This window comes from Rhizobium sp. BK529 (genome assembly GCF_014194105.1).
Lineage (GTDB): Bacteria > Pseudomonadota > Alphaproteobacteria > Rhizobiales > Rhizobiaceae > Rhizobium.
Map to the genome: position 1 here is coordinate 478,124 of NZ_JACIAU010000001.1, position 12,060 is coordinate 490,183.

General features: G+C 59.7%; 9 protein-coding genes and 1 pseudogene. 7 read left to right on the forward strand and 3 right to left on the reverse strand.

The genetic code is table 11. The annotated features are described in order from the left end of the window. The first annotated feature begins 60 nt into the window (after nucleotides 1-60). Together FHX08_RS02340 and FHX08_RS02345 are read left to right on the forward strand one after the other, a co-directional pair. Nucleotides 61-1,308 (forward strand): TCR/Tet family MFS transporter, encoded by a 1,248-nt coding sequence (locus FHX08_RS02340; protein WP_132653700.1) that lies wholly within the window; start codon nucleotides 61-63, stop codon nucleotides 1,306-1,308. 141 nt (nucleotides 1,309-1,449) lie between these two features. Next, nucleotides 1,450-2,853, forward strand: coding sequence for an MATE family efflux transporter (locus FHX08_RS02345; RefSeq protein ID WP_132653701.1), 1,404 nt, complete (start codon nucleotides 1,450-1,452; stop codon nucleotides 2,851-2,853). Nucleotides 2,854-2,878: 25 nt separating this feature from the next. Here FHX08_RS02345 and FHX08_RS02350 read toward each other — a convergent pair whose 3' ends face one another. Continuing rightward, complete coding sequence (locus FHX08_RS02350) at nucleotides 2,879-3,199, reverse strand: antibiotic biosynthesis monooxygenase (protein WP_132653702.1); 321 nt, start codon at nucleotides 3,197-3,199, stop codon at nucleotides 2,879-2,881. A gap of 129 nt (nucleotides 3,200-3,328) precedes the next feature. After that, entirely contained in the window at nucleotides 3,329-4,534 is a 1,206-nt protein-coding gene (gene carA, locus FHX08_RS02355) for a glutamine-hydrolyzing carbamoyl-phosphate synthase small subunit (RefSeq protein ID WP_132654304.1), read from the reverse strand. A 271-nt stretch (nucleotides 4,535-4,805) separates the two neighbouring features. Between carA and FHX08_RS02360 the strand changes: the two genes are divergently transcribed. Continuing rightward, a complete protein-coding gene (locus tag FHX08_RS02360; RefSeq protein ID WP_132653703.1) occupies nucleotides 4,806-5,258 on the forward strand; it encodes a GatB/YqeY domain-containing protein in 453 nt (150 codons plus the stop codon). On the opposite strand, the gene FHX08_RS02365 is transcribed toward FHX08_RS02360, so the two are convergent. Next, nucleotides 5,239-6,135 carry a hypothetical protein gene (locus FHX08_RS02365; protein ID WP_132653704.1) on the reverse strand — a complete coding sequence of 299 codons (897 nt, stop codon included), beginning with the start codon at nucleotides 6,133-6,135 and terminating at the stop codon, nucleotides 5,239-5,241. The two genes, FHX08_RS02360 and FHX08_RS02365, sit on opposite strands and share 20 nt — an antisense overlap. A gap of 725 nt (nucleotides 6,136-6,860) precedes the next feature. On the opposite strand from FHX08_RS02365, the gene dnaG reads away from it, so the two are divergent. From dnaG to FHX08_RS02385, 4 genes and pseudogenes are all read left to right on the forward strand, one after another. Then, nucleotides 6,861-8,837 carry a DNA primase gene (gene dnaG / locus FHX08_RS02370; RefSeq protein ID WP_132653705.1) on the forward strand — a complete coding sequence of 659 codons (1,977 nt, stop codon included), beginning with the start codon at nucleotides 6,861-6,863 and terminating at the stop codon, nucleotides 8,835-8,837. Continuing rightward, a complete protein-coding gene (recQ, locus tag FHX08_RS02375) occupies nucleotides 8,837-10,702 on the forward strand; it encodes a DNA helicase RecQ (RefSeq protein ID WP_132653706.1) in 1,866 nt (621 codons plus the stop codon). Before dnaG ends, recQ begins: the two co-directional genes overlap by 1 nt. 74 nt (nucleotides 10,703-10,776) lie before the next feature. After that, nucleotides 10,777-11,237 (forward strand): annotated as a pseudogene (locus FHX08_RS02380) (cupin domain-containing protein). 61 nt (nucleotides 11,238-11,298) lie between these two features. Beyond that, nucleotides 11,299-12,027, forward strand: coding sequence for a class I SAM-dependent methyltransferase (locus FHX08_RS02385; protein ID WP_132653707.1), 729 nt, complete (start codon nucleotides 11,299-11,301; stop codon nucleotides 12,025-12,027). Nucleotides 12,028-12,060 lie beyond the last annotated feature (33 nt).

The window sequence follows — 12,060 nt, forward strand, 5'->3', positions numbered from 1 at the left end:
ATGTCACATATCCGGCGACGAGGTCGTCTTTTCAGAAAATATCAGCTGTAGAGATGCTTCATGCTTGATCCGAAATTCGTTCACCGCGGCCTTTTCCTGGTCTTCATCATCCTGTTTCTGGATGTCATCGGCATTGCCATCATCATGCCGGTCTTGCCGGTCTATCTGGAGCAGTTGACTGGCGGCACAGTCAGCGATGCCGCAGTCGACGGCGGCTGGCTGATGCTCATTTATTCGCTGATGCAGTTTCTGTTTGCGCCGCTGCTCGGCAACTTGAGCGACCGCTTCGGGCGTCGTCCGATCCTCCTGCTTTCGGTGCTGACCTTCGCTTTCGACAATTTTATCTGTGCGATTGCCACGAGCTACTGGATGCTGTTCGTTGGCCGTGTACTTGCCGGCATCAGCGGCGGCAGCTTTGCCACCTGTTCCGCTTATATTGCTGACATCAGCAATGAGCAGAACCGCGCAAAGAATTTCGGCCTGATCGGTATTGCCTTTGGCGTTGGTTTCACTATTGGCCCGGTTATTGGCGGCTTTCTCGGCGAGTTTGGGCCGCGCGTGCCATTCTACGGTGCGGCCGCACTTTCTTTAGTTAATTTCATTGCGGCCTGTTTCCTGCTGCCGGAAACGCTTGATGCAAAGAACCGCCGCAGGTTCGAGTGGAAACGTTCAAACCCGCTCGGCGCTTTGCGGCAGATGCGACACTATCCCGGCATCGGCTGGGTTTGCATCGTGATGTTCCTGTTTTTCCTCGCCCATGCCGTCTATCCCTCGGTCTGGTCCTTCGTCACGACCTTCCGATATGGATGGAGCGAAGGTGAGATCGGCCTGTCACTCGGCATCTACGGCATTGGCGCCGCACTGGTCATGGGGCTCATACTGCCGCGCGTCGTGCCTGTTCTCGGTGAATGGAAGACGGCGCTTCTCGGCCTGTGCTTCTCGATGGCCGCCCTCACAGGGTATGCCTTCGCCTGGGAGGGCTGGGTCGTCTACACGGTGATCGTGTTGACTGTCATGGAGAATGTTGCCGATCCGCCATTGCGCAGCATCGCCGCCGGCAAAGTGCCGCCTTCGGCGCAGGGCGAACTGCAGGGCGCGCTCACCAGCATCAGCAGTATCACGACAATCATCGGCCCGCTGATCTTCACTCAGATGTTCGGCTATTTCACCAAGCCAGACGCGCCGGTCACCTTCGCCGGTGCGCCCTTTCTCCTGGCGGCATTTTTTATTCTCGTCTCCGCGGTTGTATTCCTGACGCGGGTGAGGACATCGGAGGCGCCGGCCAGAGTCTTCAACGCGGCGGAATGATCCATCAAAAACAGTGAAGCTGTGATGAATTTTTCAGCATCTGCCTCTTTTGGGGTGGTTCTTTGCGCTGCTTTACTCTAAGTCGACATGATATTTTGCCGCACTGCGGCCCGTGATCGATTCAACCCTAGGAACAGTGTCATGGACACGCCGATCGACGTGCGCACCATTGCGCCTGCAACCGACAACCGCTGGTCTGCGCATTTCCGCGCCACGCTGATGCTCGGCGTGCCGCTGATCGGCGCTCAGCTTGCGCAATTCGGCATCGGCATGACTGACGTGATGATCGTCGGCCAGCTCGGGGCAGAAAATCTCGCAGCCATGGTGCTTTCGGCGCAGTTCCTGTTCACGATCCTGATCTTCGGCTCGGGCTTTGCCATTGCCGTCATTCCGATGGTGGCGCATGCTTATGGCAGCGGCGACGTGGTGACGGTGCGCCGGTCGCTGCGCATGGGTATCTGGGTCGTCATCTGCTACTGGCTGCTGATGCAGCCGGCTTTCTATAATTCCGAGACGATCCTTCGCTATTTCGGCCAGAAGCCCGATGTGGCGAAGCTCGCTCACGGCTACATCATCATCGGTCAGTTCGGCGTGCTGCCGGGCCTGCTTTATAATGTCATGCGCGCGCTCGTCAGTGCCATCGGCAAGGCTGGTGTCATTCTGCAGGTCACCATCGCCATGCTGGTGTTGAATGCGATTGGCGCCTACATCCTCGTGCTCGGTCATTTCGGTTTCCCCGTCATGGGACTGGAGGGCGCCGCAATCGTATCCGTCGCGGTACAGACGGCGGGCTTCCTGTTCATCCTAGCTTTCGTGCAGGGTAGGGAGGAGACGCGGCGTTACGAGATCTTCGTGCGTTTCTGGAAGCCGGACTGGCATGCTTTCTTCGAAGTCATCCGTCTCGGCCTGCCGATCAGCATCACCATCCTCGCCGAGGTCAGCCTCTTCACGGCAGCCTCGCTGCTGATGGGCCACATCGGCACGATAGAGCTCGCGGCGCATGGCATCGCGTTGCAGTGGGCTTCAATGGCCTTCATGATCCCACTCGGCCTCGGCCAGGCTGCAACCGTTCGGGTTGGTGTCGCTCACGGGCAGGGCGATCATATCGGGCTGGTGCGGGCTGCGATCACCGTTCTGATCATCGCCAGTGCCGCCGCCATCGTCGGCAGCATCATCTTTGCGACCGTGCCGCAGGTTCTGGCGCGCCTGTTCCTCGATGTCAGCCTGCCGGAGGCTCCCCAGGTGCTCGCTTATGCCGGTCCGCTGATCGTCGTTGCCGGGCTCTTCCAGTTCGTCGATGGCCTGCAGGCGATTGCCAGCGGCCTGCTGCGCGGGCTGAAGGATGCGCGCGTGCCGATGATCATGGCGCTGATCGCCTATTGGCCGATCGGCTTCTTTCTTGCCTGGGCCTTCGCCTTCCCGCTGGGATTCGGCGGTCTCGGAATCTGGTTCGGCTTTCTCGTAGGGCTTGCCGCGGCCGCTGCCATGCTCTGCGCGCGCTTCTACATTCTGGTTCGTCGGGAAGGGGCGACGGCCGGCGCCTAAGTCTGCCATCTTATCCGTCTTGCCATCAAGCTGCGACAGGCTTGTAGCTGGCGATATCGGCGCGAATGCCGAGGCGCGCGAACATCTCCTGCGGATCGAAATTGGCGGCGCTGTGGGCTGCTGCAACGGCCGCCTTCACATGTTCGACGACATCGGCGCTTTCCCACCGGGCAATCGTGACGAAATTGAATTCGCCGGGACCAGCGATCTGCTCCAGCACCTCGTGACCGATAAAGCCGGCCTGTGCCTCCAGCACCTTATGGGTCATCATGACGTTGACCAGAAATTCCTCGCGCGCCGCAGCCGGCACGACGAATTTGTCTATCCTATAGAAAGTTCCGCTCATCCAGTTTTCTCCTGCATCTGATGTTCGCAGGCAGTTCTGTAATTCCTCAACTTAACTTGAGGTCAATACGCGGGCAAAAGAAAAAGGCCCGCATCGAGCGAGCCTTGATCTGAATCGAGGTTTGGCAGATCAGCGTTCGGCCAGTGCCGGCTCGCCCTTCTTTTCGCGCACCATGTTGATGAAGCGGCGGAAGAGATAGTGGCTGTCCTGCGGGCCGGGCGAGGCTTCCGGGTGGTGCTGGACGGAGAAGACCGACTTGCCGAGAACGCGCAGGCCGCAATTGCTGCCGTCGAAGAGCGATACGTGAGTCTCTTCAACGCCTTCCGGCAGCGACTTCGTGTCGACCGCGAAGCCGTGGTTCATCGAGACGATCTCGACCTTGCCGGTCGTGTGGTCTTTAACCGGATGATTGGCGCCGTGGTGCCCCTGGTGCATCTTCTCGGTCTTGGCACCGAGTGCCAGGCCGAGCATCTGGTGGCCGAGGCAGATGCCGAAAACGGGGATATCGGTGCGAATGAGCTCCTTGATGACCGGCACGGCATATTCGCCTGTGGCAGCCGGGTCGCCCGGGCCGTTCGACAGGAAGATGCCGTCGGGCTGCAGGGCGAGCACGTCCTCAGCGTTCGTCGTTGCCGGCATGACAGTGACCTTGCAGTCGAGGCCGGCGAAGAGGCGCAGGATGTTGCGCTTCACGCCGTAATCCAGGCAGACGACATGGTATTTCGCGTCGGAGGCGCCGAGTTCGCCGTAGCCCTCGTTCCAGATCCAGGGGGTCTGCGACCATTGCGAGGACTGGCCGGAGGAAGCGACCTTGGCGAGGTCAAGGCCTTCGAGGCCGCTCCATGCCTTGGCTTCCGCCTTCAGTGCCTCGACGTCGAAATTGCCTGCTGGGTCATGGGCGATGACGGCATTTGGCGAACCGTTCTCGCGGATCCAGGCGGTCAGCGCGCGGGTGTCGATGCCGCAGAGGCCTATGATGCCGCGAGCCTTCAGCCAGGCGTCGAGATGCTTGACAGCACGATAATTCGAGGGCTCGGTGATGTCGGCCTTGAAGATCACGCCGACCGCGCCATGGCGGGCTGCCGGCGTCAGGTCTTCGATATCTTCCTCGTTGGTGCCGATATTGCCGATATGGGGGAAGGTGAAGGTGACGATCTGGCCGAGATAGGAGGGGTCGGTGAGGATTTCCTCGTACCCCGTCAGCGCCGTATTGAAGACTGCTTCGGCCTGGACCTTGCCGGTTGCGCCGATACCCTTGCCTTCGATGACGGTGCCGTCGGCAAGAACGAGCAGGGCTGTCGGCTTTTCGGTTGTCCAGGGTGCTGTTGCGGTCATCTTCATCCCGTTTCCGGCGGGCTTCTGCGTTGGGATACGCGAGCCGGCCTTTTGATCTCGCAGGCGCAGGCGCGCGACTTTGGCCGCGTTTGACGCCTGATCACGAATTTTGGTGCAGGTGGCGGTAGATAGCCATGCTCTTTGTCTAGGTCAATCTTTGTACCGCAGATTGCGGCACTTTTCCTGCTGATATAGGCCGGATTCTCGCAATTTATTTGATCCCACGCATCAGCCTGGTTTATGAAAGCGCCATTTTAAAAGGAGTAGTGACATGTTGCGCGACCAACTCGCCACCGAGCTTAAAGAGGCCATGAAGGCGAAAAAGATGGACCGACTCGGCACCATCCGCCTCATCCAGGCCGCGATCAAGGATCGCGACATCGCAAATCGCGGCGCCGGCAAGGAAGAGGCTGGCGATGAGGAAGTGCTGCAGATCCTGGCCAAGATGGTCAAGCAGCGCGATGAGTCGGCCAAGATCTACGAAGAGAATGCCCGTCCGGAGCTAGCTGCGAAGGAACGCGCCGAAATCGCCGTCATCCAAGATTTTCTGCCGAAGCAGCTGTCGGATGATGAAGTGCGTGCCAATATTGCAGGCATCATCAAGGAAGTTGGCGCAGAAGGGCCGAAGGACATGGGCAAGATCATGGCTGCGCTCAAAGAACGTTATGCCGGGCAGATGGATTTCGCCAAGGCTTCCGGCACCGTCAAAGAGCTCTTGAAATAAGACGCCTTGCCTGCGGTTGCTCTTCGACCGCAGGCCCAAGCACCGCTTCGGCGGAGGCATCGACAATGGCGAATTTCTCCGCCTGATAGTTCCAGTATTCGAGCACGAAGCCGCGGGAGAGCCAGAAATTGCCCTTTCTTGGCGGTTCGGTCCAGCCCACGCTTCCCATATTCGCCGCCTGCGTGAGCAGGCGCTTCAGATGCGTATTGGAAATCATGAACTGATCGCGAATCTCACGCAGCGACAACGGGCCGACGACGACGCGATCCGTGGAAGTCGGAAAGCCCGGCAGGCGCGAAATCAGATAATCCATGACGAGGCCGCCGGAATTGGCCCAGTTGAAGAGATTGAAAGTGGCGCCGGGATCGCGCACCGCTTCTGTTTCGATGATTTTCTTTGCGATGAGGGGCTGCAGGCGAGCGATCAACTTGGGATCAGCCGTCACCTTTTCTGCGCGGCCGCCGCAATCGAGGCTGTCCAGAATCATCAGGTGGGCGACCAGCCACTTGGTAAAATGATGTTCTGCCATCTCGGTTGGCTCAAGATAGCGGGTGCGCTTGTCGTCACCCGGAACAGGCCGCAGGAAGCGATAGGCCAGCATTTCCTGAACGAAGGCGGCTGCCGTGTTGCGGCTGGCGATTTTGTGCTGGATGACGAAATCGATGAACCGCCCGGAATAAAGGCCGCGCTTCTCATCGTTCGGATAGCCGTAATAGAGTCCAAAACCTGCATGCGCCATCAACCAGCGCTGCTGCGCAGCAAATATCGATGCAATACGCGGGCTCTCACGGTAGATCGCGAGCATCTGATTGGCACAATGAAGAATTGCAGCAAGAAAATTATCATCGGCTGCAAGCTTTTCTGCGGTGTAGGCCATAGCGCTGTCCAGGAGTTTCGCGCATTCATTTGCCACGTCTATTGCAAGTGTCAATGCTTTTGTATTTTGGCAGTTAACCGGCAAGGTTAAACGTAATAAAGGTGCGACGCCAAGGCGCTGGTCATTTCCGTTTTCCAGGAAATTCCGGGGCCGTTGCACAGTTTTGTCGGAGTTGCCCCAAAATAAGAAGGCAGGAGCTGGGGGCGCTCCTGCCTTCTTGCTCTTTGCTTCCGTCAGCGACGCAGGGTCGAAACCCATGCCGGCGGGTATTTGCAAAGGCACCCTTGCGAGGCGGCGCCGGGGGTAGGGATGGTGCCTCGCCTGGGGATCGCTTTTCTGAGAAAGAACTTATTGCCAGGCCCCAGCTTATTCAAATTACAAAAATATAATAATCCCGGATTCGGCTTTCCGGATTGTGATTTTATAGTCGCGCGTGGCGCTGTCCCGAGAGAAGATTAGGTTGGCTGCATCTTCCATAACCGGTTGTTTTTGCTTCTTCTATCCAAGGAGCGCGTTTTCGCGGAGCGGAAGATGTCGGGACTCAGAAAGTTGAGATATGTCAAAAATGTCGCACCCCATGCCAGACCTCGATAACGTGTTGTTGAGTGGCGTTTGCGGGCGTTCGTGACAGTGTCTCCCGCCCTGTGAAAAGCGGGATTTACGGCGGAAGTTTCGTGGCGTGGCGCGGCAAAGCTGCTTATATGGAGGTTCTGCAAGAGGTAGAGATGCGCTTTTCCCCCACCTTCCTGGACGATATCCGCGACCGCGTTCCCATATCGAACGTGATTGCGCGGCGCGTGAGCTGGGACAAGCGCAAGACCAACATGTCGCGCGGCGACTATTGGGCTTGCTGCCCGTTTCATGGCGAGAAGTCGCCGAGCTTCCATTGCGAGGACCGCAAGGGGCGCTACCACTGTTTCGGCTGCGGCGTGACTGGCGACCATTTCCGCTTCCTGACCGAACTCGAAGGCCTGAGTTTTCCAGAGGCGGTGCAGACGATTGCCGACATGGCAGGCGTACCGATGCCGGTCGCCGATCCGCAGATGGAAAAGCGCGAGAAGGAGCGCACCTCGCTGCTCGACGTCATGGAAATGGCGACGCAATTCTTTCAGGATCAGTTGCAGACGGCCAATGGCGCGAGGGCGCGCGCCTATTTGCGCGACCGCGGGCTGACGGGACGCACGATCGAGACCTTCCGGCTGGGTTTTGCGCCTGACAGCCGCAATGCGCTGAAAGAATTCCTGGCCGGCAAGGGCGTGACCAAGGAGCAGATCGAAGCTTGCGGTCTTGTCGTGCATGAGAATGTGCCGGTCTCCTACGACCGGTTCCGCGACCGCATCATGTTCCCGATCCTCTCCTCCCGTGAGAAGGTCATTGCCTTCGGCGGTCGCGCCATGTCGCCGGATGCGCCGGCAAAGTACCTCAATTCCAACGAGACCGAGCTCTTCCACAAGGGCAATGTGCTCTACAATTTCGCCCGTGCGCGCCGCGCGATGCAGGGGGCGAATGGCGAAGGCACAATCATTGCCGTCGAGGGGTATATGGATGTCATCGCGCTGTATCAGGCAGGCATCGAAAATGCCGTCGCACCGCTCGGCACGGCGCTGACCGAAAACCAGCTCGACCTGCTCTGGAAGATGACGTCGCAGCCGGTGCTCTGCTTCGATGGCGACGGCGCCGGCATTCGTGCGGCCAACCGTGCCGCCGATCTGGCGCTGCCGCATCTGAAGCCGGGGCGCAGCGTGCGTTTTGCGCTGTTGCCCGATGGTAAGGACCCCGACGATCTCGTCAAGCACGAGGGAAGGGCACCGTTCGACAAGGTCATGGCGCAGGCAAAGCCGCTCTCGGAAATGCTCTGGGACCGCGAGGCGAGAGCAGGCAAGTTCGATACCCCGGAAGCGCGGGCCGAACTAGAAGCGCGGCTGAGGCAACTCGTCGCCGTCATCGCCGACGAGAATGTGCGGCGCCATTACCAGCAGGACATGCGCGACCGGCTGAACAGCTTCTTCCAGCCGCAGTTCCAGAACCGCGGAGGAAATGAGCGGCGCAATTTCGGTAGCAGCAATTTCCGCAGTCAAAAAGGTGGTGCTCCCGGAGGGCCTCGAACCCCCGTTACCGCGTCGGACCGTCTGACCCGTTCTAGCCTTGTGCGTGGCCATCAGGGCAATACCGCACTGAGAGAATGTGTGCTGGCGCTTACCGTGATCAATCACCCCGCCTTGATGCTCGACGACTACGACGAAATCGCTTCCATAGAATATGACAATCGCGAACTGCAGAAACTCTGGTCCGAGATGCTGGGTGCGGCCGCGGTCGTTGCCGGACCGCATCTGACGCGCGACTATCTGCTGGAATGCCTTGATGTCGCGGGTTTCGGCCCGCTGCTCAAGAGCCTTGATCAGCAGGTGCGCAATGCCCGGCTCTGGACGGCGACCGAGGAGGCAGCGATGGAGGATGCGCGAGAAGGCTATCGCCAGGCACTTGCTTTCCACAAGCGCGCCAAGGATCTGCGCTGGCAGAAGATCGAACTGGAGCGCGATATCGCGCAGGCGACGGAGGCCGGTGACGATGCCGAGATCGACCGGCTGATGCGCGCGTCGCAGGAAGTGCAATACGAGGCGTTGCGGCTGGAAAACCAGGAAGCCATCATCGATGGCTTCGGTGTGCTCTCTGGCCGCGTCAAGGGCGCTGCGAGCCACTGATGTCGCAGGCCGAACACGACGAACCGCCGTTTTCCCCATCCGACGCGCTGTTTGCGGGTGCTGCCCAGCCGCTCGATGTGCTGAAACGCGTCTATGGGTATTCCGTCTTTCGCGGGCGGCAGCAGGAGGTGGTGGAGCATGTCGTTGCCGGCGGCGATGCCGTCGTGCTCTTCCCGACTGGTGCCGGCAAGTCGCTTTGCTTCCAGATCCCGGCCCTTTGCCGCCAGGGGCTCGGCATTGTCGTTTCGCCGCTGATTGCCCTGATGCGCGATCAGGTGGAGGCGATGAAGCAGCTCGGCATCCGTGCGGCCGCCCTCAATTCCTCGATATCGCGTGAGGAATATGTCGCGATCCGCCGGGCCATTTCCTCAGACAATCTCGATTTGCTCTACGTCACGCCGGAACGTATCCTGATGGATGGATTCCGCGAGATTATCGGCAATGCGAAAATCGCGCTGTTTGCCATTGATGAGGCCCATTGCGTCTCTCAATGGGGCCATGATTTCCGGCCCGAATATCGCGAGCTTGGAAGGCTGGCAGAACAATATCCCGGCGTGCCGCGCATTGCACTGACGGCGACTGCCGATCCGCATACGCGGGAGGATATTATCGAGCGGCTGATGCTCGACAATGCCGCGGTCTTCACAACGAGCTTCGACCGGCCGAACATTTCCTACGAGATTGTCGAGCGGGACCAGCCGCGCCAGCAGCTCCTGCGTTTTCTCTCCGGCCACAAGGGCAATAGCGGCATCGTCTATTGCCTGTCGCGCGCCAAGGTGGAGGAAACGGCAGACTGGCTGAACAATCAGGGGATTCGGGCGCTACCCTATCACGCCGGTATGGACCGTGCGCTGCGCGATGCCAATCAGGACGCTTTTCTGAAGGAAGAAGAGCTTTGCCTCGTCGCCACCGTCGCCTTCGGCATGGGTATCGACAAACCGAATGTGCGCTATGTCGCCCATCTCGATCTGCCGGGTTCGGTCGAGGCCTATTATCAGGAAACGGGCCGTGCGGGACGTGACGGCCTGCCATCCGAAGTCTGGATGGCCTATGGCATGGCGGATGTCATCCAGCGCCGACGGATGATTGACGAAGGCAACGCGGCAGACGAGATCAAGCGCATCGAGCGCGGCAAGCTGAATGCGCTGCTGGCGATCTGCGAGACGGCATCCTGCCGGCGCCAGGCAATCCTGGCGCATTTCGGCGAGGCGCATGGCGGCAAGTGCGGCAGCTGCGATACCTGCCTGAAGCCGATCGAAACCTGGGATGGGACGGAAGCGGCGATCAAGGCACTGGCCGCCGTCTACCGCACTGGCGAGCGTTTCGGTGCAGGCCATGTCATCGACGTGCTCGTGGGCAACGTCAACGAAAAGACCGAACGCTTCCGACACGTGGATATGCCAGTCTTCGGCGCGGGCAAGGATATTCCTGTTCGTACCTGGCAATCCGTCTACCGCCAGCTTCTGGCGATGGGGCTGATCCGCATCGACCATGATGCCTTTGGGGCGATAAAGCTGGAGCCTGAAGCGCGCGCCGTCTTCAGGCGCGAACGCGAGGTCTTTTTCCGCAAGGATCGCGCGCCTTCCGAACGAAGGGCGAAAAAGACCGAGCGTGCGGAGCGCAGGACGGGGCTTTCGGGTGCGGATGGCGCGCTCTTCGAGGCACTCAGGGCCGAGCGCATGTCGATTGCCAAATCGCTCGGTGTGCCGCCCTATGTCGTATTCCCTGACACGACGCTGATTGCCTTTGCTACAGAGCGGCCGCGCAGCCGCAAGGAATTGCTCGGTATTTCCGGCGTTGGCCAGTCCAAGCTCGAGCGCTACGGCGACGCTTTCCTCGATATCATCCTCTCGCACGACGAATGATGCGGTTGCACAAGCCTTCCGCTGCAATCGGCGCAGATTTCTGCTAGGGTTCCCGCAGAGTTGGGGGAACTTCAATGGCACAGTTCCATAGAGCGGTAGCGTCACTGCCCGGACGCGAGCGGATTGCGAGGCATCCGCATGGCGGGCAGGTCTTCATTCATGCAACGGCAGAGGAAACGGGTGGTGCCTATGGCATCTGGGAAACTTTCTCGGCGCCCGGCACCGGCCGTCGCGGCATATGCATACCAGGGAAACCGAGGTCTTTCGGGTCATCGAGGGAAGCTATCGTTTCTGGTGCGGTGACGAAATGATCGAGGCGGCAGTCGGATCTGTCGTCGTCCTGCCGCCGAACGTGCCGCATCACTGGCGCAATGTCGGAGACAGCATGGGGCGGATGATGGGCTTTGTCACGCCCGGCGGGTTCGAGCATTTTTTCATGGACCTGGAACGGGCGGACGCCAGGACGCCCGAAGCTATCCTGCCGATCCAGGAGCGTTTCGGCCTCGTGGAGATTGGTGACGGTTCGGATCCCTGAGGCATCAGATCCTTGAGATGCTGATGGGTGCTGTCCTATAAGGACCATTCGGAGGATCGTCATGAGCCAGAATATCTACGATACGGCGGAATTCTTCGCCGGATACAGCGCCATGCGCCGCTCGATCGAAGGGCTTGAGGGTGCGGCCGAATGGCCGGCAGTTCGGGCGCAGCTAACCGATCTCGCGGGCAAGCGGGTGGTCGATCTGGGCTGTGGCTTTGGCTGGTTTGCCCGTCATGCCCGCTCCGCAGGTGCTGCAAGCGTGCTCGGGCTCGATATTTCGCAAAACATGATCGCTCGGGCGAAAGCGGATACGCAGGATGATGCGATCACCTATGGGATTGCCGATCTCGAGGAACTGGAGCTTCCTGTTGCTTCGTTCGATTTCGCCCATAGTTCGCTTGCTTTTCACTATATCGAGAATTTCGAACGGCTTGTCACCATGGTGCACCGGGCGCTCGTTCCCGGCTCGCGTTTCGTCTTTACGATCGAACATCCGATCTTCATGGCGCCGCGCAATCCCGGCTGGAGCGCTGATGCCGATGGGCGGCGGATATGGCCGCTCGACAGCTATGCCCTCGAGGGGCGTCGCACGACGGATTGGCTTGCCAAGGGCGTCGTCAAATACCATCGCCGGCTGAGTACGACGATCAATGCGCTGGTTTCCGCCGGTTTTGCCATCTGCCATGTCGAAGAATGGGCGCCGAGCGAGCAGGATCTGGCTAATCATTCCGAATGGGCCGAGGAACTCGACCGGCCGACCTTTCTGCTTGTTGCGGCCGAGCGTTGAGCAAGACAAGCCGGTGGCGATGTGCTAACCGAC